This window comes from Curtobacterium sp. NPDC090217, assembly GCF_044746705.1.
Taxonomy (GTDB): Bacteria; Actinomycetota; Actinomycetes; order Actinomycetales; family Microbacteriaceae; genus Curtobacterium.
Window position 1 is genome coordinate 158150 of sequence record NZ_JBIVCR010000001.1, and the last position, 24372, is coordinate 182521.

The following is a 24372-nucleotide window of genomic DNA, read 5'->3' on the forward strand; positions in this document are numbered from 1 at the left end:
TGGCAGGATGTGGGCATGGACACCGAACCGCAGCTCGACGGCGACTCCGTCGCGCCCGACCTCGACGACTTCGACGAGGTCGTGGAGATCGAGCACGAGTCCCTCCCCTCGGATCGATACTTCGACCGCGAACTGAGCTGGCTCCGGTTCAACCAGCGCGTGCTCGAGCTCGGCGAGGACCGCACGGTACCTCTGCTCGAACGCGCCAACTTCCTGGCGATCTTCGCGTCCAACCTCGACGAGTTCTTCATGGTCAGGGTCGCGGGCCTGAAGCGCCGCATCGACACCGGCATCGCGGTGCCCACGAACGTCGGACGCGCCCCGAGCGACGTCCTCCGCGACATCGCGACGAAGGCGCACGAGCTGCAGGACCGGCACGCGCAGGCGTTCATGGGGTCGCTGAAGCCCGACCTCGACGCCGCCGGCATCCACATCGAGCACTGGTCCGACCTGGCAGAGGCCGACCGGCTCCGGATGCGCGAGTACTTCGCCGAGCAGATCTTCCCGGTGCTCATGCCGCTCGCGGTCGACCCGGCGCACCCGTTCCCCTACATCTCCGGCCTGTCGCTCAACCTGGCCGTGCGGGTCCGGAACCCGAAGTCGCAGCGGCAGGAGTTCGCACGCCTCAAGGTGCCGCAGAACTTCTCCCGACTGATCAAGCTGCCGGACGACAACTCCGGCCGCATGCGGTTCATCCCGCTCGAGGACCTCATCGCGAACCACCTCGACGACCTGTTCCCCGGCATGGAGGTGCTCGAGCACCACGTGTTCCGGGTCACCCGCAACGAGGACGTGGAGATCGAGGAGGACGAGGCCGAGAACCTCATCCAGGCCCTCGAGCGCGAGCTCCTCCGTCGTCGGTTCGGGCCGCCCATCCGCCTCGAGATCACCGAGGACATGGACCCGGTGACGCTCGACCTGCTCGTCCGCGAGCTCGACATCACCGAACAAGAGGTCTACCGGCTGCCGTCGCCGCTCGACCTCGGCTGCCTGTTCGAGATCTCGAAGATCAGCCGCCCCGACCTGCACTACCCGAAGCACGTCCCGACGACGCCCGTGCAGTTCCAGCCGGGCGAGCCGAACACGAAGCCGGACCTGTTCCGTGCGATCGCGTCGCGGGACGTCCTCGTGCACCACCCGTACGAGTCCTTCGCGACGAGCGTCCAGGCGTTCCTCGAGCAGGCCGCCGCCGACCCGAACGTGCTCGCCATCAAGCAGACGCTGTACCGCACGTCCGGCGACTCCCCCATCGTCGAGGCCCTCATCGACGCCGCGGCCGCCGGCAAGCAGGTCCTGGCGCTGGTGGAGATCAAGGCGCGCTTCGACGAGCAGAACAACATCACGTGGGCGCGGAAGCTCGAGAAGGCCGGCGTGCACGTCGTGTACGGCCTGGTCGGGCTGAAGACGCACTCCAAGCTGGTGCTCGTCATCCGCCAGGAGGGCGGGACGCTCAAGCACTACAGCCACATCGGGACGGGCAACTACAACCCGAAGACCTCACGCATCTACGAAGACATGGGGCTGTTCACCGCGGACGACACCGTTGGCAAGGACCTCACGCGCCTGTTCAACGAGCTCTCCGGGTACGCGATCGAGAAGAAGTTCAAGCGGCTGCTCGTCGCGCCGCTGCACCTGCGGAAGGGCCTGCTCAAGCGCATCCAGGTCGAGACCGACAACGCCGCGGCGGGCAAGCCGTCCGGCATCCGCATCAAGGTCAACTCGATGGTGGACGAGCAGATCATCGACGCGCTCTACCTGGCGAGCCAGGCCGGTGTGCCCGTGGACATCCTGGTCCGAGGCATCTGCTCCCTGAAGCCGGGCATCGAGGGGGTCAGCGAGACGATCCGTGTCCGCAGCGTCGTCGGCCGGTACCTCGAGCACTCCCGCGCGTTCGCGTTCCACAACGAGGGCGACCCCTACGTGTTCATCGGCAGCGCCGACATGATGCACCGCAACCTGGACCGCCGCGTCGAGGCACTCGTGCGGATGTCGGACCCGGCGCACGTCAACGAGATCCAGGAGATCTTCGACCTGGCGATGGCCGAGACGACGAGCTCCTGGCACCTCGAGTCGGACGGCGAGTGGACGCGCCACTCTACGGACGACGACGGACGGCCCCTCGACGACGTGCAGAATGTCCTCATGCGGAAGATCTCTGCGCGGAAGCGTTCCACTCGGTGAGCGGCGGTCCCACGGGTCCCGTCGTCGCGGCGGGAGCGGTGGTCTGGCGTGAGCAGGACGGCGTCCCGCTCGTGCTGCTCATCCACCGCGAGCACCACAAGGACGTCTCCCTCCCCAAGGGCAAGGTCGACCCGGGCGAAGCCGTCCCGACGACGGCCGTGCGCGAGATCCACGAGGAGACCGGCTACCGCGTGCACCTCGGCGCACCGCTCGGCGTCGCGGAGTACGTGCTCCCGAACGGCCGCGACAAGGTCGTGCACTACTGGTCGGCTCGGGTCTCGAACAAGGAGTACGAGCGTGCTGGGGAGTTCCGGCCCAACGACGAGGTCGCCGCGCTCGAGTGGGTCACGATCGACCAGGCCCGCACCCGCCTGACGTACGCGCGTGACGTCGAGATCCTCGACCGCTTCGCCGCCCGCGCCGAGGTCGGGCACCACCGGACGTTCGCGCTCATCACGCTCCGGCACGCCAAGACCATCCCGGGCTCGGACTGGCAGGGACCCGACGCCACCCGTCCGCTGCTGCCCGTCGGCCGTTCGCAGGCCAAGGCCGTGGCGTCGCCCGTCGCCGCCTTCGGGCCGCGCAAGATCCTGAGCAGCACGGCCGCCCGGTGCCTGGCGACCGTCGAGCCACTCTCGGACACGACGAAGCTCGGTGTCTCCAGCACGCCGGACATCAGCCAGGACGCCCACGACCAGGGTGCGGCCGACGTCAAGGGCGTCGTGCGCAAGCGGCTCGAGAAGGGGAAGACCGCCGTGCTGTGCTCGCACGGTCCGGTCGTCCCGGACATCATCGCGCGCATCGCCACCGCGACCGCCGACGACAGCGGCCGGTTCGACCTCCGTCGTGCCGCGATGCTGTCGGTCGGCGACTTCTCGGTGATGCACATCGCCGACGGGCAACTCGTCGCCGTGGAGACGCACCGCAACCCGGTTTCCGCCTGAGGAGCACAGCGCGAGCAGGACCTGCGATCCCGGCCACCCGCCGGGGTCCCGCGGCGCGCCCGGGCGAGCCGGGCCTCCCGTCCGCTCCTGGGCACGCTGTTCCCGAGCATGCCCCCGGATCCGCACCCGTGTGCGCGTTCCGCGCGAGGACAACCCGTCGTTCACCTTCCGTTCACCAGTGGGCGTGATCCCGGTCACTTCGCGTCCCTACAGTCGCTCCCGGGTCGGCACCGGCCCGGGGACCAGCAGCGGTCCCACCTGCACTCCACATTCCCGAAGGGACCCCTGTGAACATCAAGCGAATCGGTACGGTCGCGGCAATCGCGATCGCCGGCGCGGTCGTGCTCTCCTCGTGCGCGGCGAACGAAGGCGGCGCGGGCAGCACCTCGTCGGCTTCGGCCTCGGGTGTCGACTACTCGAAGCTCTCCGGCACCCTCACCGGATCGGGCTCCTCCGCCCAGCAGACCGCCGAGGCCACCTGGGCCGCCGGCTTCCAGGACCAGGCCTCCGGCGTCACGGTGAACTACTCGCCCGACGGCTCCGGTGCCGGTCGCAAGAACTTCATCTCGGGTGCCGCGGACTTCGCCGGCTCCGACGCCGCACTCTCGGACGGGGAGCTCTCCGGCTCCTTCGGCCTCTGCGCCGCGGACTCGAAGGCCATCGACGTCCCGGTCTACATCTCCCCGATCGCCATCGCCTACAAGGTCGACGGCGTCAAGGACCTGACGCTCGACGCGAAGACCATCGCCGGCATCTTCTCCGGCAAGATCACCAAGTGGAACGACTCGCAGATCGCGGCACTGAACGACGGCGCGAAGCTGCCGGACGCGAACATCACGGTCGTGCACCGCTCCGACGACTCGGGCACCACGCAGAACTTCTCCGAGTACGTCTCGGCGAACGCCGGCGACGTCTGGACCGAGGCCCCGAGCCAGACCTACCCGTACCAGGTCGGCGACAGCGCGAAGGGTACCTCGGGTGTGGCCTCGGCCATGCAGGGCGCCTCGAACGCGATCACCTACATCGATGACTCCGGCGCGGGTGACCTCGACAAGGCCAAGCTCATGGTCGGCGACACCGCCACCAAGATCTCGGCCGAGGGCGCCGCTCAGGTCGTCGCCGACTCGAAGACCGTGTCGGGTCGCGAGACCAACGACCTGGCGATCGACATCGACCGCAAGGACACCGCCAAGGGCGCATGGCCGCTCGTCCTCGTCTCCTACGCCATCGCGTGCCAGGAGTACAAGGACTCGGCCAAGGCCGACCTCGTGAAGTCCTACCTGACGTACGTGGTCTCGGACGACGCGCAGAAGGCCGCCGCGACGGAGGCCAAGTCGGCCGCCCTCTCGAGCGACCTCGCGAAGAAGGCCGCTGACGCGGTCGCGTCCATCAAGTAGCACCTCCTGAACGCCCGGGTGCCGGTCCACCGACCGGCACCCGGGCACTTCCCCGTCACCCGACAGGAGCCCCACTTCCCATGACGACAGCACCGGCCCACCCAGGGTCACCGACCACCCCGAAGCCGAAGGCCGTCGTCCGCGTCGGCGACCGGGTCTTCTCCGCCGCCTCGGTGATCTCCGGCGGACTCATCCTCGTCGTGCTCGCGCTGGTCGCGGCCTTCCTCGTGTGGCAGAGCATCCCCGCCTTCTCCGCGAAGGTCGGCGAGCTGCCGAACCAGGCGGCGAACTTCTGGGACTACGTCGGGCCCCTCGTCTTCGGCACCGTCTGGTCCGCGCTCCTCGCGCTCGTGATGGCCGTGCCACTCTCCATCGGGATCGCACTCTTCATCTCGCACTTCGCACCGCGCCGCATCGCGCCGGTGCTCGGCTACGTCATCGACCTGCTCGCCGCGGTCCCGTCGGTCGTCTACGGCCTCTGGGGCATCGTGGTGCTCGCCCGGTTCGTGCAGCCGTTCTACTCGTTCCTCAACGAGTACCTCGGGTGGTTCCCGCTGTTCTCCGGGCAGATCTCCGGCACCGGACGCACCATCCTCACCGCGTCGATCGTGCTCGCGGTCATGGCGATCCCGATCATGACCGCCGTCATGCGCGAGATCTTCCTGCAGGCGCCGACCCTCAACGAAGAGGCGGCACTCGCGCTCGGCGCCACGCGCTGGGAGATGATCCGCCTGTCGGTCCTGCCGTTCGCCAAGTCCGGCATCGTGTCCGCGATCATGCTCGGCCTCGGTCGGGCGCTCGGCGAGACGATGGCGATCGCGCTGGTGCTGTCGGTGTCGACGAACGTCACCTTCCAGCTGCTCACGTCGCTGAACCCGTCCACGATCGCGGCGAACATCGCCCTGCAGTTCGCCGAGGCATCCGGAACCGCCCTGAACGCGCTGATCGCATCGGGTCTGATCCTCTTCGTCATCACCCTGGTCATCAACATGCTCGCGCGGTACATCGTGCGCAAGCGCGTCAGCTGAGAGGTCGCACCCCGATGTCCCTCGCACTCCGTCAGTCCCCCGGCAACGTCTTCGCCAACGGGAAGCTCCACAAGTCCGTCCCGTGGCTGCTCCTCGGCGGGAGCTGGGTCGCGCTCGCCCTCGTCTTCGCCCTGCTCAACGCCGGCGGCGCGGTCAAGGACTTCAACATCGTCGCCGCGCTGTTCCTCGGCACGGTCCTGTTCGACGTCCTCATCGTGGTCGTGTCCCGGATCGTCGAAGGCGGGCGCAAGGCGGTCGACCGGCTGATCACGTCGCTCGTCGTCACGGCCTTCGTCATCGCCGTCCTGCCGCTGGTCTCGCTGCTGTACACGGTCCTCGCGGACGGTCTCGCCCGCTTCGACGCGGCGTTCTTCTCGTACTCGATGCGCGGCGTCATCTCGGTCGGCGGCGGCGCACTGCACGCCCTGATCGGCACGCTCGAGATCACGTTGTTCGCGGCGCTCATGGCCGTGCCGATCGGCCTGCTGACCTCGATCTACCTGGTCGAGTACGGCCGTGGACCCCTGGCACGCGGCATCACGTTCTTCGTCGACGTCATGACCGGCATCCCGTCGATCGTCGCCGGTCTGTTCGCCTACTCGCTCTTCGCGCTGTTCCTCGGTCCCGGCGCCCGGTTCGGCCTGGTCGGCTCGGTCGCCCTCGCGGTCCTGATGATCCCGATCGTCGTCCGCTCCACCGAGGAGGTGCTGAAGATCGTCCCGATGGAGCTCCGCGAGGCGTCCTACGCCCTCGGTGTGCCGAAGTGGCTCACGATCATCAAGGTCGTCCTCCCCACGTCGCTCGCAGGCATCACGACGGGTGTCATGCTCGCCATCGCCCGCGTCATCGGTGAGACGGCTCCCCTGCTGGTCACCGCCGGGTTCACGACGAGCATGAACTACGACCTGTTCAAGAACCCGATGATGACGCTGCCGGTGTTCGCGTACACGCAGTACTCGCAGCAGGGCGCCAACCCGGTGCCGTTCGTCGACCGGGCCTGGACCGCGGCACTCGTGCTCATCCTCATCGTGATGGTGCTCAACCTGCTCGCCCGCTTCATCACCCGCCTCTTCGCCCCCAAGCTCTCCCGCTAGCACCTCCGGAAGGTCCACTGTGTCCAAGCGCATCGAGGTCGACGGCCTCAACGTCTACTACTCGAAGTTCAAGGCGGTCGAGGGCGTCGACATGACGATCGAGCCCCGCACCGTCACCGCGTTCATCGGCCCGTCCGGTTGCGGCAAGTCCACGTTCCTCCGCACGCTCAACCGCATGCACGAGGTCATCCCCGGCGCGTACGTCGAGGGCTCCGTGAAGGTGGACGGCGACGACCTCTACGCACCCGGCGTCGACCCGGTCATCGTCCGGCGTCAGGTCGGCATGGTGTTCCAGCGCCCGAACCCGTTCCCCACGATGTCCATCAAGGACAACGTCCTCGCGGGCGTGAAGCTCAACAACAAGCGCATCTCGAAGTCCGAGGCCGACGACATCGTCGAGCGTTCCCTGCAGGGCGCGAACCTCTGGAACGAGGTCAAGGACCGCCTCGACAAGCCCGGCATGGGCCTGTCCGGCGGTCAGCAGCAGCGTCTCTGCATCGCGCGGGCGATCGCCGTGCAGCCCGACGTGCTCCTGATGGACGAGCCGTGCTCGGCGCTCGACCCGATCTCCACGCTCGCGATCGAGGACCTCATCGAGGAGCTGAAGAAGGAGTTCACGATCGTGATCGTGACCCACAACATGCAGCAGGCCTCGCGCGTGAGCGACAAGACGGCGTTCTTCAACATCGCCGGCACGGGTGCTCCCGGGAAGCTCATCGAGTTCGACGACACCGCGACGATGTTCTCGAACCCGTCCGTGCAGGCCACCGAGGACTACGTCTCCGGCCGCTTCGGGTGAGCGTGCGGGTTCTGGGGTCGGCCTCGCGCTGACTCGGAACGACAACGCCGATGTCGTACGACATCGGCGTTGTCGTCGTCCGCGGGCGCCCGGGGTCGGCGCACGCAACGAACGACGAAGTCGCTGTCGTACGACAGCGACTTCGTCGTTCCGAGTCGGATGGCGATGCCAGCACGCGTCGGGCGCCCGGCGAAGGGCGCGGGCGGACGAACCTACGCCGTGGGCACCGCGACGATCGGCGTCGTCGTCGGCTGCTTCGACCCACCGGCGGGCTCGACCGTGATGCCGACCGTCGCCCCGGCGGACTTCGCACCGCTCAGCACGGCCGAGCGGACACCGCCGTCGACGTCGTTCATCAGCCCGGCGGACTCGATCGTGCCGCCAGACTCCTCGGAGCCGATGTACCAGAGCTCGTAGGTCTTGTCCTTCGGCGCAGCGGCCACCCCGTCGAGGATGACGGCGGACTTGCCGAGCTGGTCCGACCACACGACCGTCGCAGAGCCACCGCCGGTCACCGGGGAGGTGGACCGCTTGAAGTCGGCAGCGGCGTAGATCTGGTCGAGGCCGGACGCCGCCTGGGACGCGCTGGTCCCCGGGCCGGAGTCCTGGCCGAAGATCGCCCCACCGGCGCCGAGTCCGACACCGAGGAACACGACACCGACCGCAGCAGCGGCACCGAGCATCGCGGCCGGACGCTGGAACCACCGACGGCGAGCCGCGGCACTGGCCGAGCCACCCCCGGAGGTGACGTCCGTGACGGAGGCGATCGGAGCCTCCTGGACGGTGGCGGGCACCGACTGCGCAGCCCGACCGGTGTCGGGAGCGACCTGCGGCGTGGTCTGGATCGCGGCCATCAGCGACGCCTTGAGGGATGCCGGCGGCTCGATCGGCTCGACCGCGTAGGCCAGGGCCCTGGCGGTCTCGGAGAGCGAGTCGGCCTCTGCACGGAGTTCCGGGAACTCGGCGAGTGCCGCTTCGACCTCGCGTCGCTCGGCGTCGCTCAGCGCGTCGAGCGCGTACGCACCCGTGAGGAGTGCGGGATCGTCGTGTCGTTCGGTCATGACGCCACTCCCATCTCGTCGCGCAGTCTGATCATCCCGTCGCGGAGACGGGTCTTCACGGTGCCGATCGGCACCCCGAGGAGCTCGGCCATCTCGCTGTGCGAGTAGCCGCCGTAGTAGGACATCTGGACGGCCTGCCGCTGGAACTCGGTCAGGCGGGCGAGTGCCCGGCTGACCCGTTCGTGCTCGATCCGGATCTCGACGGACTCGGACACCTGGTCGAAGCCGGACTCGAAGTCGCGGATCCCGATCTTGGTGTCGCGGTCACGGGAGGACTGCGCGGCACGCACCCGGTCCACCGCGCGGCGGTGGGCCATCGTCAGCACCCAGCTCGAGGCGCTGCCCCGGGTGGTGTCGAACTTGGCGGCCTGCTGCCAGACTTCGAGGAAGACCTCTTGTGCGACCTCTTCGGACTGGGCACGGTCCTTGAGCAGGCGCGTGATGAGTCCGAGGACGCGGCCGGCGAGTTCGTCGTAGAGCTCCGAGAAGGCCTGCTGGTCGCCCTGGGCGACGCGGAGGAGGAGGGAATCCGGCGACGACGGAACAGGCTCGGTCGAGCTCCAGCGTTCGGTGTCGCGTTCCACGATGGCAAGCATTGCAGGTTTTCCTCCTTCCGGTGTCCGGGTTGCTCCATGCTGCGTTGATTGGCAGCGAGGGTCCCGTGCGATCCGCAGGGAATTACTCCGGCCGGGTGAGCCGGGTCGGGTCGCACGGGGAGCCCCCGCTGTGTGACGGCCCATGAGTTCCGTCACGCTGATGATTCGGCACCCTCGTCCAGTCGGATTGCTCGGGATTCCGGCGAGGATCGTCACGCGTTCGGGGCGCGCCCGAGATCGATGTGTCCACCGAGAGTGAACACGGACGCGCGCACGGCAGGTGTCTCGTAGAATCGATGTCGCCGGGCCGCAGCAAGCCCCGGGCTCCAAAATTCGCCGCTTCGAGCGGCCTCGCGCCGAGAGGCGCTTCTGCGGCCCGGTTTTTCTCTGCCTTCTGACCGGTTGGTCCGGTTGGTCCGGTCGTCCGGTCTGGAGGCTCGGTGCGGGTCTTCCGCCCCGGTTTCGTCGGGTGGTCGGCTCAGTCCAGGGCGTCGCGGCGCCACAGCGCGGCAGCCGCGGACAGGTCCTCCGCCAGCTCGGACAGCCGGAAGGCACGGACCGTCAGCACGCTCGCCCGCTCCTCTGCCGTGAGGTCCGAGTCGTCGGCGAGGCTCGTGGCTCCCGCTGCGGCGAGGCGGCAGAACGCGGCACCGCGGTCGAGCGCCACCGCGAAGTCGCCCGTGTAGAGGCCGTGCAGGATGCTGTCCGCGAGCGTCAGGATCTCGGCGGGGCCCGTCGGTGCCTCAGCACCCGCGACGGCCTGGTCGATCGTGCCGATGCGCTCCGTGCCCCGCGTGAAGAGGAACGCGATCTCGTCCGGGTTCTGCCGGATCACCGTCCGCATGAGGTAGATCCGCCAGAGCGCGCCTGGCAGGGTGTGTGCCCCCACACGGGCCCAGAGCTCCGCCACGGCCTCGATGCCGTGCACGTCCGTGTAGGTCACGAGTCGCTCGACCACCGCGGGATCCGGGTCCTGCCGGACGCGGTGGAGCAGCGCGTTCGCGGTCTCGTGCGCGACACGGTTCACCAGCGCAGGGTCCTCGCCACCCTGGATGGCGGCGAACTCGGCGTCGGTGAAGTGGACGGGACGGTGGTGATCGCGAGGCACCGCAGCAGTGTAGGCGCCGCCGGTGACACGCCCGCCCTCCGTTCGCCCCGAACGGACAGCGGCGGTGACGGGTACCGTGCTCGTGCGTAAGGGAGGCACTCCTCCTGGACGTGGAAGAGAGGAACCCCGTGAACGCCCTGCTCATCATCCTGGCCGTGATCGCCGTCATCCTGCTGTTCGTCGGCGGGTTCGCCGCGAGCCTGAAGTTCTTGCTGTGGGTCGGCGTCGTGCTGCTCGTCATCGCGATCATCGCCTGGCTGCTCCGGACCTTGACCGGTCGTCGGAGCTGACCTCGCCGGCACCCGACGTGGTGCCGGTCTGAGATCGAACGAGTGCGCAGTAGCTGGGGGCTCCCATCGCGTGGAGGCCCCAGTACTGCGCACTCGTTCGTTGTCGGCGCGCCCGTCCCGGTAGCCTGGACACCGAGGGCCTCTAGCTCAGTTGGTAGAGCACCGGACTTTTAATCCGAGGGTCGTGGGTTCGAGCCCCACGGGGCCCACCGAGGCAACGAACGGCCGTCCTCGTCAGGGCGCGACCGACGGATGCGATGGACCACGGCGGCACCGCCGGTGACAGCAGCGACTGCCAGGATCGCCGTCCACAGCTCCCAGGAACCGGGCGGTTGCCAAGCCGGAGCCCGGAGCATGGTGCCCCACTCGCCGTTCGCTCCGACGGCGTAGCGCCGCGCGACCCACAGGAACGTGTGGACGTGCATGAAGGCGAGCAGGAACGTGCCCGCAGCGGCCATCACGACCATCCTCGGGGCCGCGAACGCGTCTGGGAAGGCCGCGTCGAGTGCCGAGCCGGCGGCGAGCATCAGACCGAGCAGCAGGGCGATGTTGTACCGTCCCTGCCAGATCAGGCCGAAGTCGTGTGCGGTCCGCCCCTGGACGACTGCTGGTACCAGGACGAGCGCAGCGGCCATCAGCACGGTCGTCCGCCACGCTCGCCCGCGACCGAAGACGATCGCCGCGCCGACGGGCAGCAGGAACGCTGCTCCCCACGCCACCGTCGTCCCGGTCGGGATCGTGGTGTCGAACCACCCGAAGATCCCGACGTAGTCACGGATGTAGTCGAGTGAAAGCCCCACCATGTAGACGAACGCCCGCGGGAACGACATCCCTGCGCCCGGGCCCGGATGGGAGACGGAGAGGGAAGCAGTGGAGATCGTCCACGCTGCCGACCCCGCGACGGCAGCGCCGATGACGAGCACACCGCCCCAGAACACCCGGCTCCGGACGAGCATGCGGATGACGCCGAGGTCGGCGAGCGTCGCGACGATGAAGACGGCCAACCACGCGATCGCGATGGGCCGGGTGTTGACGAGCACGATCGCGGCACCGACCACGCACGCGACCTCCCGCCACGGGACCCTGCCGAGCCGAGCCGAGCGAGCCAGCTGGTGCAGCCAGGCGAACGCCATCGCGGCGGAGGCGAACTCGGTGCCGCTCGGGTTGACCGCTCCGCTGAGGAACAGCACCATCGGAGAGACCCCGACCGCGAGCGCGAGCAGCGTGAAGCCGCTGGACCGGGTGCGGGTCACGGCGACGACGGCACCGGCCAGCAACAGGGCGCTGATGAGACAGGAGACGAGGCGCATCGCGTAGATCGCCGCGGGACCCGAGAGCCAGAGACTGGGGAGACCGACCGCGGCGTAGTACAGCGGGTTGTAGGTGCCGGCGGTGGTGCGTGCTCGGACGAGCTCGGCCGAGTGGGTCAACGGCGCGGCGCAGGCGGCGCTCACTTCCGGGTGCTGCGCGAAGCAGAGTTGCGACTCGGCGCGCTCGACGTACTCGGGCACCTGGACGTACTTCCAGCTCGGATGCGTGCCGGGTTCTCCGGTGAGCTGACCGCGGACCACCGCCGCGGCGTGGATCGTGTGCGACGGCTCGTCGGGCACGGCCATCAGCGGGGACACCATGGCCCAGCTCATCGACAACCCGAGGAAGACGGCGAACGCCGACAGGAAGACGCGCATCCACGGAGTGGCGGAGCCATCACGATGGCGAGCGACGATCACTCGGGGATGCTAGCCGAGATGGACGCCGCTCCTGGGTCCGTCGCCAGTCGTGTCACGTCGCGCCGATGTCGCCCCCACGTGCCGGGGTACAAGGCGCCCACAGCGAGCTCATGGCGTTCGCACTGCACAGTCCAGGTCTCGTTCAGCGCTCTGTTGGGATGCCGCCGATAGTGTCGTTCCCGCATCCACTCCTCGTGGATCGCCAGCACCACCTGAAGCAGAACGAACGGGGTACACCGTGATCGAGCACATCGACGCCACGCAGTCCAGCACCAGCGGAGACGCGCGCCGCATCGTCGAGCTCGCAGCAGCGACCAACACCACGATGAGCGACCAGCTGCTGCTGGACACGCTCCGCCGGAACGCCCAGGTCACCACCCGGCACATCCGCAAGGACTTCGTCGAGGTCGCGACCGCCTCCAGCGTGCTCGGCTACGTGTGCCGGCAGCGCAAGCAGTTCATCGCCCTCCGCGGCGACGACCCCGCGTGGGCGCACGAGATCGGGCGCTACGGCACCGAATCGCTCGCGGTGGAAGCCCTGCGGATGCGCCGCGGCTGATCAGCCCGCGAGGGTCAGGACCAGACGCGGCGGATGCCCCAGGAACCGGTCCAGGTCTCGTCGGGTTCGAGCCATCGGAGCCCCTCGCCGGAGTTCAGGGCATCGGCGGGCGCGGTCATCGGCTCGACGGCGACGGCCAGACCCTTGCCGTCGCCACGCGGGAACTCCCGCGACGTGAACACCTGCACGTAGGGGAACGACTCGTCCTGCCAGAGCTGGACGCCGTCACCCTCCGGCCCGTGCATGGTCGTGCGCCGGACCCCGTCGGCGTCCGGCGTCACGTCGGTGTACGCGGTGTCGAGGTCCGAGTCACCCGCACGACGACCGACGCGGAGATCGACACCGGTGCCCGCCACGGGCTCGGTGCCGTTCGGGATGCGCTTGTCGTCGACGGTGAACGCCGTCGCGGCGTCGAGCGTGATGACGAGGTCCTCTGCCGGGGTGTCGCCGGCGCGCAGGTACGGGTGCGCCCCGACCGCGAACGGGGCACGCACGCCGGAGCGGTTCGTGATCTCGTGCGTGATGCGGATCCCGTCGTCCACCAGCTCGTGGTGCACCCGCGTCTCGAGGGTGAACGGCCAGCCGTGCTGCGGGTGGATCGTCGCCTCCTGCAGGACGCTGGTCTCCGTCTGCGACACCACGCGGTACGGCGAGAACCGGAGCAGCCCGTGCGAGGCGTTGCCGTACTTCGGCTCGGAGACGTCGAGCTGCTGGGCCGTGCCGTCCAGCTCCCACTTCCCCCCGGCGACGCGGTTCGGCCACGGGACGAGCACGATGCCGTTCGCACCGGCCGGCGCCTCCGACGCCGGGAAGGGCTCGGTCAGGTCGAACCCGGCGACCCGGAGTTCGCGGATACCGGCTGCGACCTCGGTGACGACCGCCTCGACGACCCCGTCCGGGCCGGCGTGACGGAGGTGGTACTGGCCCCCGGTGGGTGCTGCGGTCATGCGCTGTGGTTCCTTCCCGATGCGGTGGTGTCCGACTGTCCGCCGTCGGCCACGACGACCTCGACCCCGGCGGCACGCACCGGCTCGACGAGCTCCGGTGGCGCTTCCGCGGTCACGACGACGTCGATGTCCCCGAGGCCGCTGACGACCCCGACGTGGGCGCGCCCGAACTTCGAGCCGTCCGCCACCACGACCGTACGCCCGGCGTGGGCGGCGAGCATGCGCTTCGCCTCGGTCTCGGGCAGGTTCACGTTCGTCAGCCCGTGCTCGACGTCCACGCCCGTCCCGCCGAGGAACACCACGTCGGCGGCGATCATCGGCAACAGGGTGTTGTTGAAGGGTGCGACGAGCGAGTGCTGGAGCGGGCGGAGCGTCCCGCCGGTGACGATGACCGTGAACCGGGGGACGGCGCGTTCGAGTGCGAGGGCGGTCGTCAGCGAGTTCGTGACGACGGTGACGTCCACGAGGTCCTCGCGCGCGACCAGTGCCTCGGCCACGGCGGCCGGGGTGGTGCCGACGTCGAGCACGACGCACTGGCCGGACCGCACGAGCGCGGCCGCGGCGCGGCCGATGGCGGCCTTCGCGACCTGGTGCTCGACGGCGGTCTCCTCGAACGGCCGCTCGCCGGAACCGACCCCGAGGCGGAGCGCGCCGCCGTGCACCCGCTTGACCCGAGCCTCCCGGTCGAGGACCGCGAGGTCCTGGCGGACGGTCACCTCACTCGTGCCGAGCGCCGCGGCGAGCGCCGTCGTGCGCACCATGCCGGGTGCGCCGTCGACGATGGCGACGATGCGCTCCTGGCGCAGTGGGGCCGGCATCGTGCCGGCGAGGAAGAGGTCGTCGTCGCTCACACGGGTAGTTTCGTCTGCTTCCGATCACTTTCGCAATCCTTCGTTCATCGAGTAGGCTCGTCCGGTGATCACCAAGCGCGCGACGAAGCTCGCGGACGGCCGCGACCTCATCTACTTCGACGATGCGGACACGACGCTGCCCGCCGAACGTCGCATCGACGAGCGGACACTCGACCCGCGTCCGGCGACCGCGCAGATGCGCCAGGACGTCCTCACGGGCGAGTGGGTCTCCATCGCCAGCAGCCGGCAGAACCGCGTGTTCCTGCCCCCGGCCGACCAGGACCCCCTCGCGCCCCAGTCCGCGGCGAACCCGTCGGAGATCCCGAGCGTGTACGACGTCGCGGTGTTCGAGAACCGGTCGCCCTCGTTCGGTCCGGCGCTGCAGGCCGACGACGCTCCTGGCTCGCTGGACTCGCTGGACTCGCTGACCGAGGTCGGCCTGAACCGGACGTTCCGGTCGGTCGGTCGGTGCGAGGTCGTGTGCTTCTCCCCCGAGACCGCCGGGTCGTTCGCGTCCATCTCCGAGTCGCGGGCCCGCACCGTGGTCGAAGCGTGGGCCGACCGCACTGCTGCGCTCTCCGCGATGCCCGGCATCCAGCAGGTGTTCCCGTTCGAGAACCGGGGCGAAGCGATCGGGGTCACGCTGCACCACCCCCACGGGCAGATCTACGCGTACCCGTACGTGACACCGCGCACGCAGCGGCTCCTCGACTCGATCGAGCGCTTCGGCCCGGACCTGTTCGAGCAGCACCTCGCGAACGAGCGCGACTCCGACCGGGTCGTCCTCGCCGGCGAGCACTTCACCGCCTTCGTGCCGTTCGCCGCTCGCTGGCCGCTCGAGATCCACATGCTCCCGCACCGCCACGTGCCGGACTTCGCCGGCCTGACCGATGCCGAGAAGGACGAGCTCGCGCACATGCACCTGCGGCTGACCCGCGGGATGGACCAGCTGTACGGCGACCCCACGCCCTACATCGCCGCGTGGCACCAGGCCCCGGTGCACACCGCGCGTGACACCGTGCGGCTGATGCTGCAGATCACGTCGCCGCGTCGGGCGGAGACGAAGTTGAAGTTCCTGGCCGGCAGCGAAGCCGCCATGGGGGCCTGGATCGGGGACGTCGTCCCCGAGCAGCAGGCCGAGTTCATCCGAGGAGGGATCGAACGAGCATGACGTTCCAGCAGGTGTTCGGGTACGAGCCGACGGTGCGGTACTCCGCCCCGGGGCGGGTCAACCTGATCGGTGAGCACACCGACTACAACGAGGGCTACGTCCTGCCGTTCGCGATCGACCGTCGCACGACGGCGTCCATCGCTCCGCGGACCGACCGGGTGCTCCGTGTCGCCTCGGCCTTCGACCCGGAGTCCGTCGTCTCGCTCGCACTCGACGACCTCGAACCGGACGCGATGAACGGCTGGTCGGCGTACGTGCTCGGCATCGCGTGGGCCCTCCAGGAGCAGGGAGCGGATCTGTCGGACAAGACCGGCTTCGACGTCTTCATCGAGTCCGACGTGCCCGTGGGTGCTGGCCTGTCGTCGAGCGCCGCGATCGAGTGCGGCGTCGCGCTGGCGTTCAACGACCTGTGGGAGCTCGGCCTCGACCGCAAGCAGCTCGCACGCGTCGGGCAGTACTCCGAGAACCACGCGGTCGGCGCACCGACCGGGATCATGGACCAGTCCGCGTCGCTCCTGGGCGAGCGCGACGCCGTCGTGTTCCTCGACTGCCGCACGCTCGACACCGCCGTGGTCGACATGGCGCTGTCGGCGAACGGACTCGAAGTGCTGGTGATCGACACCCGCGTCGAGCACGCCCACGCGACCGGCGGGTACAAGGCCCGTCGGGAGTCCTGCGAGCGAGGCGCCCAGGTGCTCGGCGTCGAGGCACTCCGTGACGTGACGGTGGAGGACCTCCCCCGTGCCGCTGCGCTGCTGGACGACGAGACCTTCCGCCGTGTGCGCCACGTCGTCACCGAGGACCAGCGCGTCCTCGACACCGTTCGCACGCTCCGCGAGCACGGCCCGCGGGCGATCGGTGAGCTGCTCGTCGCATCGCACGCGTCGATGCGCGACGACTTCGAGATCTCGGTGCCCGAGCTCGACCTCGCCGTGGCCACCGCGATGGCGAACGGAGCCGTTGGGGCACGCATGACCGGCGGTGGGTTCGGGGGCGCGGCGATCGCGCTCGTCGATGCCGCACAGCGCGAGGCGATCGGCGCCGCGGTGACGGCCGCCTTCGCCGAAGCCGGGTACCGGGAGCCCTCGGTGTTCACCGTGCACGCGGACCAGGGCGCGCGCCGAGACGGCTGAGCGGCGCGTCAGCGGGTCATGTGCCCCACGGTGACGGTCGCGCCGCCCCACGGGAAGGACGTGAGCGGCAGCGTCTGGCGCTGGACCTGTTCCAGCACGAACTCGGACTGCCAGAACGAGTACACCCCGACGCCGACGAAGACGAGCACCGGGATCGCGACGAGGGCCACGACCCGGACGATCCGGCCGGCGCGATCCCGGCCGTACCGGGCGAGCGTCGCCGGGAGCGTCACACCGAGGACACCGGCGAGCACGATCAGCACGAGGACGAGCGGCGACGCGTGTCCGACCACCGACACCGATGGTGGGGCGCTCGGCACGACGGCACCCTGCGCATCGATCCAGTGCCCGTCTGCGTCGACGCCGCCGTAGTCCGCGCTGACGCTCCAGACCGAGACGGCACGGAACACGAACACCGCGACGACGGCGACCGCCGCGACCATCCATCCGCGGATCCGGAATCGACGCCCCTCGACGGACATGACCGGCGCGGTCACCAGTTGCTCCCCCATGGCGCGACGCTAGCACGCTCGTGACCACGCGAAAGCGACAGTTCCCGGCCGGAATGCGGCGGGGAACTGTCGCTTTCGCGGGACGGACCCGGCGCGCCTACTTCAGGTGGCGCTCCGCGGCCTCGACCACGTTCTTCATCAGCATCGCGCGGGTCATCGGTCCGACGCCACCCGGCGTCGGGGACAGGAACCCGGCGACCTCTGCGACCGCGGGGTCGACGTCGCCGCGCAGCTTCGCCTTGCCGGTTGACTCGTCGACCACACGACTGATGCCGACGTCGATCACGGCCGCGCCCGGCTTGACCCATTCCGGCTGCACGAGCCCGGCGACACCGGCGGCCGCGACGATGATGTCGGCGCGACGGCACTCTGCGGCGACGTCCTCGGTCAGGGAGTGCGTCAGGGTGGCGGTGGCCTCGAGCCGGGTGAGCAGCAAGCCCAGCGGCCGGCCGACCGTCAGCCCCTGCCCGATGATCGTGACGTGCTGCCCGCGGATCGGGACGCCGTAGGCGTCGAGCATGGCGACGATGCCGCGCGGGGTGCACGGCAGCGGGGCGTCGATCGTGCCGGCACCACCGGGGACCGCGAGCACGAGCTCACCGAGGTTGGTCGGGTGCAGGCCGTCGGCGTCCTTCGCCGGGTTCATCAGCTCGAGCATCGGGATCGGGTCGATGCCCTGCGGCAGCGGCAGCTGCACGATGAACGCGGTGACCCGGGGGTCGTCGTTCATCTGCAGGATCGCCGCCCGGATGTCCGCCGGGGCCGCCGACGACGGGAGGTCGATGCGGACCGAGTCGAGTCCGATCTGCGCCGAGTCCCTGTGCTTCCCGGCCACGTAGGACACCGAGCCCGGGTTCTCGCCGACCATGATCGTGCCGAGCCCTGGCCGGAACCCGTGGTCGTGCAGCCGGTCGATCCGGACCTTCAGGTCGTCGAGCGTCCGGGCGGCGAGGGCGGTTCCGTCGATGCGGACGGCACTGCCCTCACCCGCCCAGAGCACCCGCGGCAGGTCGGTCACGGCGCCGCTCACGCGTAGAGCGGGAACGCGTCGGTCAGCGCCTTCACCCGCGCGGACAGCGCCGACACGTCCGGGTTCGGCATGAGCGTCAGCGCGATGATGTCGGCGACCTCGGTGAACTCGGCGTCCCCGAAGCCGCGCGTCGCGAGCGCCGGGGTACCGATGCGGACTCCCGAGGTGACCATCGGCGGGCGCGGGTCGAACGGCACCGAGTTGCGGTTCACGGTGATGCCGACCTCGTGCAGCAGGTCCTCGGCTTGCTTGCCGTCGACCTCGGATTCGCGCAGGTCGACGAGCACCAGGTGCACGTCGGTGCCGCCGGTGAGCACGTCGATACCGGCCGCGCGCGCATCGGGCTGCGTGAGGCGCTCCGCAAGGAGGCGAGCACCGCGGAGCGTGCGCTCCTGACGGTCCTTGAACTCCGGCTGACCGGCGAGCAGGAACGCGGTCGCCTTGGCGGCGATCACGTGCATGAGCGGGCCGCCCTGCTGGCCCGGGAACACCGCGGAGTTCAGCTTCTTGAAGAGCGACTCCTCGTTGGACAGGATGATGCCGGAGCGAGGACCGGCGAGCGTCTTGTGCACCGTCGACGACACGACGTGGGCGTGCGGCAGCGGCGACGGGTGGAGGCCTGCGGCGACGAGCCCGGCGAAGTGCGCCATGTCCACCCAGAGGAACGCACCGACCTCGTCCGCGATCTCGCGGAACTTCGCGAAGTCGAGCTGGCGCGGGTACGCCGACCAGCCGGCGATGAGGACCTTCGGCTGGTGCTCGATCGCCTTCGCGCGGATGTCGTCGTAGTCGACCTCGAACGTCTCCGGGTCGACGCCGTAGGACACGGCGTTGTAGATGCGACCGGAGAAGTTGAGCTTCATGCCGTGGGTCAGGTGGCCGCCGTGAGCGAGCTCGAGGCCGAGGATCGTGTCGCCGGCGGAGGCGATGGCGTGCAGGACCGCGGCGTTCGCACTGGCGCCGGAGTGCGGCTGCACGTTCGCGTAGGCGGCACCGAACAGGGCCTTCGCCCGGTCGATGGCGAGCTGCTCGGCGACGTCGACGAACTCGCAGCCGCCGTAGTAGCGCTTGCCCGGGTAGCCCTCGGCGTACTTGTTCGTCAGGACGGAGCCCTGCGACTCGAGGACGGCGCGCGGGACGAAGTTCTCAGACGCGATCATCTCGAGGGTGTCGCGCTGGCGGCCGAGCTCGTTCTGCAGGACCGCGGCGATCTCGGGGTCGACCTCGGCGAGCGGGGCGTTGAAGGTGGACTGCGCGGTGTTCGACGGAGCGGACGGCGCGGGCAGATCGGTGATGGACACGGGACTCCTACGGTGTGCGGACGACCATGCGGTCGTGCTCGGACGGTCGGTGCGCGCTGCCCAGGCGTACGGCAGCGCACCGTGTCAGGTGTCGCTTCCCGATGGTGACCCATCCAACGCCAGTCGCGACGTGACGATCGTACCGAGCCGCCCAGCCTGTGTCACCCTGGAGACATGACCATGCTGTCGCCGGACGTGGACGAAGCCACGAGCACGCGCGCCGACGTGCCGTGGGTCACCGTGGTCTGGGACGACCCGGTGAACCTGATGTCCTACGTCACCTACGTCTTCCAGAGCTACTTCGGGTTCCCGGTGGCCAAGGCGGAGCGGCTGATGCACCAGGTCGACTCCGAGGGACGGGCGATCGTGGCGACCGGCCACCGCGAGGAGATGGAGCGGCACGTCGAGGCGATGCACGGCTACGGACTCCAGGCCACCGTCGACCGGGCGCCCGAAGCGTGAACGGGTACCGCGCGTGATCCCGTTCGTTCGGCGCCGGGACGGCATCCACCTCGGCCTGGCGTCCGGCGAGCGCGACGTGCTGATGAGCCTCACCGAGCAGCTCCGGCAGATCCTCGACGGCGACATGGACTCCGACCCGGTGACGCTCCGGATGTTCCCGGACGCCTACCCGGGCGATCGGGCGGCGAGCGCAGAGTTCCGCCGGTACACGCAGAGCGACCTCCGGACGGCGAAGTCCGCGAACGCGCAGGTCGTCCACGACTGGCTCACGGGTGCGAAGGACGGCGCGCTCACCGCGGCCGACGAGCAGTCCTGGCTCCGGTGCCTGACCGATCTGCGACTGACGATCGCGGACCGGCTGGGGATCGTGGACCAGGCGACGGAGGACGCGACGCGCACGTCGGCCGCCGCCGTCGGCCTCCGCGACGTCTACGACTGGCTCGGGTACGTCCAGGAACACCTGGTCACGACGATGACCGACAAGAGATGACAGGCCAGCGGTGACGCTCACCTTCCGCGCGTCCACGGGATCCGACCTGGAGGCCCTGCTCGCCTTCTCGACGTCGGAACCGGTCGCGTGGACCGTGGCGGACCGGTACCGGCAGGAGTCGGCCGCGCGGAACCACCGCCCGGGGTGGTCGTTCCTCGCTGAGCGCGACGGTCGCCCGGTCGGGCGGGCGATCTGGTGGGGCGGTGCCGACGGGGGAGCGCCGAGCACGCTCGACGACGTGATCGTGTCCGCGTCGGAGCACGGCGACCGCGTGGCGATCGCCGCGGGTCTGATCCGGACGGGCGCGCAGGCGTTCGGGGTGCTCCCGGAGTGGATCGTCGACGTCGCGGTCGACTGGCACGACGACCCGTCCGCCGTCGCCGCGGTCTCGTGGCGGGCGGACGCAGCGCAGGCGGCAGGACTGGTCAGGACGACCGAGCGCGTGAGCGTCGCCTGGACGCCGTCGGCGGGGGTGCCGGACACCGGCCCGTTCCGCTTCCGCGAGGGCGACGACGCCGAGTTCACGGACCTGTTCGCCCGGGTCACGGTCGGGTCGCTCGACGCGCACACCGTCGCCACCGTCGAACGGCTCGGCGCCAGGGGCACCGCGGCCGACGACCTCGACTTCTACCGGTCGCTGCCCGGCCGGCGCGAGGACTGGCGGATCGCGGTCGACACGGACGGCCTCACGGTCGGGTTCGTCCTGGCCACGCGGACGGCCTACGACGCCGCGATCAGCTCCATCGGCGTCCTGCCACAGCACCGGGGGCGCGGGGTGGTCGACGCGCTCCTCAGCGAGGGGCTCCGGGTCCACGCCGACGCCGGGGAGACCCGGGTGGTCGGCACCACGGACGCGGCGAACACCCCGATGCGCCGGGCGTTCGAGCGCGCCGGGTTCGTCGTCACGAAGCGCCGGATCGTCTTCGACACCTGAGCTGCCGCTCGTCAGGCGTTCGCGATGAGCAGCGACGCGAACACTGCGATGATCGCCGTCGAGTAGGCGAAGGCGACGACGGAGTGCACGGTCGCCAGGCTCCGCGCCGATCGCCGGACGAGTTGCACGTCCGACGAGGAGAACGTCGTGGACATCTGCACGGCCAGGTAGACGAAGTCCCGGAACGAACGCTCCTCGGCCCCGGGGAACGCGATGCCGTCGTCCTCCGCCCACGACCGCATGTACTCGACCGCGAACACGGCCACCATCACCACCCAGGTGCCGATGACGCCGAGCACGCAGATCCCGACGAGCCACAGGCTCTGCCGGGCATCGTTGGCCGTGAGGACGACCACGGAGACCAGTCCGGCGACGATGACGAGCATCGCCCATGACTTCGGTCCGGCCAGGAGTAGCATCCGCACGGCCCGACTCCGTTCGTCGGTGCGGACGAGGAGCGCGCGCAGCCGGTACCCCTCCGCGTCCCGGAACGCGAGGTACGAGAGCACCAGGAACACCGGGCCGTAGATCCCGAAGAGCAGCGACGTGACGGCGCTCGAGGCCCGACGCGTGACGTCCGGATCATCGGTCGTCACGCCGGCCAGCACGATCAGGCCGAACGCCACGGCGAGGGCGATCACGCTCGCCACCGTGTGCCGGACCACTTCGCGCTGCAACCATCCAGTCATACGCGACATGCACTCACCGTAGACAACGGCTCCAATGCGCGCGCGATCAGAAGGCAAACTTGCAAGTTCGCCTTCTGAAGCGTACCGTCGGCGACGTGGACAGGCGTGTGGAGACCGAGACCGACCTGGCTGACGAGATCCTCGCCATGCACGGCCGGATCCGCCGGACCCTCATCGCCGGGAAGGCCGACGACGTCACCGCGTCACAGTCGGCAGCCCTCGGACGGCTCGTCCGCGACGGCGCCTCCACGACCGCGGCACTCGCCCGCGCCGAAGGGGTCCGCCCGCAGTCCATGGGCGCGACGGTCCAGGCGCTGGAGGACCTCGGGCTCGTCGAGCGCACGCAAGACCCGACCGACGGCCGTCGCACGATCGTCAGCGCGACCGACGCCGGGCACGCTGCCCGCAGGGACTCCCAGCGTTCCCGCACCCGTCTGCTCGCCGAGCGCCTCGCCGCGCTCGACCCCGACGACCGCGCGACCGTCGCGCGGTCCCTCACCATCCTCGGAACCCTCGTCGAGCGGTGACCGCCCGCCAGGCGTGACGGGCGTCCCCGACGCGCGCCGAGCCTCCAGGCCGCACCTCCCCGACCACGTCGAAAAGGCACCCCACCACGTCCACCGCAACCGCTCCCACCCCCGTCTCCTCGGCGCGCGGACCGAAGGGCTCCGGCTTCGGGCCGAAGCTCCTCGTCCCGATCCTCGTCGGACCACTGCTCAACCCGATCAACACGACGATGGTCTCCGTCGCCCTCGCGCCGATCTCCCGCGACCTCGGGATCGGCGCGTCGCAGGCGATCTGGCTCGTCGCGGCGCTGTACCTGGCGAGCGCGATCGCCCAGCCGACGATGGGGAAGCTCGCTGACCGGTTCGGGCCGAAGAAGGTCTTCATGGCAGGACTCGTCGTCGTCGGGATCGCCGGCGTCGTGCCCGAGGTCCTGACGGGGTTCGGCGGCGCGGTGTTCGCGCGCGTGCTCATCGGCATCGGGACCTCGTCCGCGTACCCGGCGGCGCTCACCACGCTCCGGCAGCACTCCGCCCGGATCGGCAAACCCACCCCGCCGCTCGTCCTCGGTGCGCTCTCGATCACCTCGCTGGTCTCGGCCGCGGCGGGGCCGCCCCTCGGCGGGGCACTCATCGCGGCGTTCGGGTGGCACGCGATCTTCCTCGTGAACGTCCCGCTGGCGGCGTTCGGCCTCGTCGTCGCCGGGCTCTGGCTGCCGGCCGACCGGCTCCGACCCCGCTACGACGCGGACGTCCCGGTGCTGACGGCGCTCGACCCGTTCGGCATGGTCCTCATGACGGGCACGGTGTCGGCGCTCCTGGTGTTCCTGCTCGACATCTCGGCCGGGCTCTGGTGGCTCCTCGGTGTGGCGATCGTGCTGTTGGCGGCGCTGATCGTCTGGGAGCTCCGGGCGGCGAAGCCGTTCATCGACGTGCGGATGCTCGCGCGGAACGGGGCGCTGTCCCGCACCTACGTCCGGCTGTTCCTCGTCTACATGCTCGCGTACACGATGACGTACGGGTTCTCGCAGTGGGTGCAGGACGTCGCGGGGTACTCGAGCGACCAGGCCGGGTACATCCAGCTCCCCGCGGCGATCGTCGCCGGGATCGTGTCGTTCCTCGTCGCCCGGAAGACCGCCGTCCGCGGGCCGCTCGTCGTCGCCGCGGTCGTACCGATCGTCGGCGGGCTGCTGCTCCTCGGGCTGCACACCGGATCGCCCGTCGTGCTGCTCGCTCTTGCGCCGGCGCTGTTCGGCATCCCCCAGGCACTCGCGTCGGTGTCGAACCAGGCGGCGCTGTACAAGATCGTCCCGCCGGAGTCGATCGGCACCGCTGCCGGGCTCTCGCGCACGAGCGTCTACATCGGGGCGATCGCCGCGTCGTCGCTCATCGGCGGGGTGTTCGGCCAGGGTCCGACCACGGCGGACCTGCACGTCCTCGGGTGGGTCATCGTGGGGATCGCGGTCCTGCTCACCGCGCTGACGGTCTCCGACCGCGCGCTGGGGTCCCGCGCAGCGCGCTGAGCGCAGCGCGCTGCGCCGCGCGCGCCGCGGGCGCGAGCC

25 protein-coding genes, 1 tRNA gene and 1 riboswitch are annotated in these 24372 nt (G+C 70.0%); of the genes, 16 read left to right on the forward strand and 10 right to left on the reverse strand.

Annotated elements, in window-relative coordinates; all coding sequences use genetic code 11:
* Positions 1-15 precede the first annotated feature (15 nt).
* The 6 genes from ACIPJ2_RS00785 (at position 16) to pstB (ending at position 7443) form a co-directional block, all read left to right on the forward strand.
* Positions 16-2181: an RNA degradosome polyphosphate kinase gene (locus tag ACIPJ2_RS00785; RefSeq protein WP_281265882.1), complete on the forward strand. Its 2166-nt coding sequence runs from the start codon at positions 16-18 to the stop codon at positions 2179-2181.
* On the forward strand, positions 2178-3125 hold the full coding sequence (locus ACIPJ2_RS00790; protein ID WP_281265883.1) for an NUDIX hydrolase: 948 nt from the start codon (positions 2178-2180) through the stop codon (positions 3123-3125). The genes ACIPJ2_RS00785 and ACIPJ2_RS00790 overlap by 4 nt, the downstream gene beginning before the upstream one ends.
* Positions 3126-3412: 287 nt before the next feature.
* A complete protein-coding gene (locus ACIPJ2_RS00795) occupies positions 3413-4522 on the forward strand; it encodes a phosphate ABC transporter substrate-binding protein PstS (protein ID WP_402727156.1) in 1110 nt (369 codons plus the stop codon).
* Positions 4523-4602: 80 nt separating this feature from the next.
* A complete protein-coding gene (gene pstC / locus ACIPJ2_RS00800; RefSeq protein WP_402727157.1) occupies positions 4603-5550 on the forward strand; it encodes a phosphate ABC transporter permease subunit PstC in 948 nt (315 codons plus the stop codon).
* A gap of 14 nt (positions 5551-5564) precedes the next feature.
* Positions 5565-6644 (forward strand): phosphate ABC transporter permease PstA, encoded by a 1080-nt coding sequence (gene pstA / locus ACIPJ2_RS00805; protein WP_402727158.1) that lies wholly within the window; start codon positions 5565-5567, stop codon positions 6642-6644.
* Positions 6645-6663: 19 nt separating this feature from the next.
* Positions 6664-7443 (forward strand): phosphate ABC transporter ATP-binding protein PstB, encoded by a 780-nt coding sequence (gene pstB, locus ACIPJ2_RS00810; protein ID WP_281265887.1) that lies wholly within the window; start codon positions 6664-6666, stop codon positions 7441-7443.
* Positions 7444-7655: 212 nt separating this feature from the next.
* On the opposite strand, the gene ACIPJ2_RS00815 is transcribed toward pstB, so the two are convergent.
* From ACIPJ2_RS00815 to ACIPJ2_RS00825, 3 genes are all read right to left on the reverse strand, one after another.
* Positions 7656-8504 carry an anti-sigma factor domain-containing protein gene (locus ACIPJ2_RS00815; RefSeq protein WP_402727159.1) on the reverse strand — a complete coding sequence of 283 codons (849 nt, stop codon included), beginning with the start codon at positions 8502-8504 and terminating at the stop codon, positions 7656-7658.
* Positions 8501-9100: an ECF RNA polymerase sigma factor SigK gene (gene sigK / locus ACIPJ2_RS00820; RefSeq protein ID WP_402727160.1), complete on the reverse strand. Its 600-nt coding sequence runs from the start codon at positions 9098-9100 to the stop codon at positions 8501-8503. The genes ACIPJ2_RS00815 and sigK overlap by 4 nt, the downstream gene beginning before the upstream one ends.
* Positions 9101-9578: 478 nt before the next feature.
* On the reverse strand, positions 9579-10208 hold the full coding sequence (locus tag ACIPJ2_RS00825) for a DNA-directed RNA polymerase subunit beta (protein WP_402727161.1): 630 nt from the start codon (positions 10206-10208) through the stop codon (positions 9579-9581).
* Positions 10209-10336: 128 nt separating this feature from the next.
* Here ACIPJ2_RS00825 and ACIPJ2_RS00830 point away from each other — a divergent pair, with 128 nt between their 5' ends.
* Both ACIPJ2_RS00830 and ACIPJ2_RS00835 read left to right on the forward strand, forming a co-directional pair.
* Positions 10337-10498 carry a hypothetical protein gene (locus ACIPJ2_RS00830; RefSeq protein WP_165931368.1) on the forward strand — a complete coding sequence of 54 codons (162 nt, stop codon included), beginning with the start codon at positions 10337-10339 and terminating at the stop codon, positions 10496-10498.
* Positions 10499-10634: 136 nt separating this feature from the next.
* Positions 10635-10707 (forward strand) — tRNA-Lys (locus tag ACIPJ2_RS00835).
* On the opposite strand, the gene ACIPJ2_RS00840 is transcribed toward ACIPJ2_RS00835, so the two are convergent.
* Entirely contained in the window at positions 10669-12186 is a 1518-nt protein-coding gene (locus ACIPJ2_RS00840) for a DUF2142 domain-containing protein (RefSeq protein WP_402728297.1), read from the reverse strand. The genes ACIPJ2_RS00835 and ACIPJ2_RS00840 overlap by 39 nt on opposite strands.
* 280 nt (positions 12187-12466) lie before the next feature.
* Between ACIPJ2_RS00840 and ACIPJ2_RS00845 the strand changes: the two genes are divergently transcribed.
* Positions 12467-12787 (forward strand): hypothetical protein, encoded by a 321-nt coding sequence (locus tag ACIPJ2_RS00845; protein ID WP_281265897.1) that lies wholly within the window; start codon positions 12467-12469, stop codon positions 12785-12787.
* A gap of 14 nt (positions 12788-12801) precedes the next feature.
* Here ACIPJ2_RS00845 and ACIPJ2_RS00850 read toward each other — a convergent pair whose 3' ends face one another.
* Positions 12802-13734, reverse strand: coding sequence for an aldose 1-epimerase family protein (locus ACIPJ2_RS00850; protein ID WP_281265898.1), 933 nt, complete (start codon positions 13732-13734; stop codon positions 12802-12804).
* Positions 13731-14585, reverse strand: coding sequence for a DeoR/GlpR family DNA-binding transcription regulator (locus ACIPJ2_RS00855; RefSeq protein WP_402727162.1), 855 nt, complete (start codon positions 14583-14585; stop codon positions 13731-13733). Before ACIPJ2_RS00855 ends, ACIPJ2_RS00850 begins: the two co-directional genes overlap by 4 nt.
* Positions 14586-14649: 64 nt before the next feature.
* On the opposite strand from ACIPJ2_RS00855, the gene galT reads away from it, so the two are divergent.
* Positions 14650-15756, forward strand: coding sequence for a galactose-1-phosphate uridylyltransferase (galT, locus tag ACIPJ2_RS00860; RefSeq protein WP_402727163.1), 1107 nt, complete (start codon positions 14650-14652; stop codon positions 15754-15756).
* A complete protein-coding gene (gene galK, locus ACIPJ2_RS00865) occupies positions 15753-16889 on the forward strand; it encodes a galactokinase (protein ID WP_402727164.1) in 1137 nt (378 codons plus the stop codon). Before galT ends, galK begins: the two co-directional genes overlap by 4 nt.
* 8 nt (positions 16890-16897) lie before the next feature.
* Here the strand turns inward: galK and ACIPJ2_RS00870 are convergent, their stop codons facing one another.
* From ACIPJ2_RS00870 to glyA, 3 genes are all read right to left on the reverse strand, one after another.
* Entirely contained in the window at positions 16898-17401 is a 504-nt protein-coding gene (locus ACIPJ2_RS00870; RefSeq protein WP_402727165.1) for a hypothetical protein, read from the reverse strand.
* Positions 17402-17498: 97 nt separating this feature from the next.
* Positions 17499-18401, reverse strand: coding sequence for a tetrahydrofolate dehydrogenase/cyclohydrolase catalytic domain-containing protein (locus ACIPJ2_RS00875; RefSeq protein ID WP_402728298.1), 903 nt, complete (start codon positions 18399-18401; stop codon positions 17499-17501).
* 26 nt (positions 18402-18427) lie between these two features.
* A complete protein-coding gene (gene glyA, locus ACIPJ2_RS00880; protein WP_402727166.1) occupies positions 18428-19732 on the reverse strand; it encodes a serine hydroxymethyltransferase in 1305 nt (434 codons plus the stop codon).
* 51 nt (positions 19733-19783) lie between these two features.
* Positions 19784-19869, reverse strand: a riboswitch (ZMP/ZTP riboswitch).
* 37 nt (positions 19870-19906) lie between these two features.
* Here glyA and clpS point away from each other — a divergent pair.
* The 3 genes from clpS to ACIPJ2_RS00895 are packed head-to-tail and all read left to right on the forward strand — an operon-like array spanning position 19907 to position 21618.
* Positions 19907-20194, forward strand: a complete 288-nt coding sequence (clpS, locus tag ACIPJ2_RS00885; RefSeq protein WP_281265905.1) for an ATP-dependent Clp protease adapter ClpS — start codon at positions 19907-19909, stop codon at positions 20192-20194.
* A 13-nt stretch (positions 20195-20207) separates the two neighbouring features.
* Positions 20208-20684 (forward strand): DUF2017 family protein, encoded by a 477-nt coding sequence (locus tag ACIPJ2_RS00890; RefSeq protein ID WP_402727167.1) that lies wholly within the window; start codon positions 20208-20210, stop codon positions 20682-20684.
* A 10-nt stretch (positions 20685-20694) separates the two neighbouring features.
* A complete protein-coding gene (locus ACIPJ2_RS00895; RefSeq protein WP_402727168.1) occupies positions 20695-21618 on the forward strand; it encodes a GNAT family N-acetyltransferase in 924 nt (307 codons plus the stop codon).
* Positions 21619-21629: 11 nt separating this feature from the next.
* Here the strand turns inward: ACIPJ2_RS00895 and ACIPJ2_RS00900 are convergent, their stop codons facing one another.
* Positions 21630-22316 (reverse strand): DUF1345 domain-containing protein, encoded by a 687-nt coding sequence (locus tag ACIPJ2_RS00900; protein ID WP_402727169.1) that lies wholly within the window; start codon positions 22314-22316, stop codon positions 21630-21632.
* Positions 22317-22402: 86 nt separating this feature from the next.
* On the opposite strand from ACIPJ2_RS00900, the gene ACIPJ2_RS00905 reads away from it, so the two are divergent.
* On the forward strand, positions 22403-22834 hold the full coding sequence (locus tag ACIPJ2_RS00905) for a MarR family winged helix-turn-helix transcriptional regulator (protein WP_402727170.1): 432 nt from the start codon (positions 22403-22405) through the stop codon (positions 22832-22834).
* A 185-nt stretch (positions 22835-23019) separates the two neighbouring features.
* Positions 23020-24333, forward strand: a complete 1314-nt coding sequence (locus ACIPJ2_RS00910) for an MFS transporter (protein WP_402728299.1) — start codon at positions 23020-23022, stop codon at positions 24331-24333.
* Positions 24334-24372 lie beyond the last annotated feature (39 nt).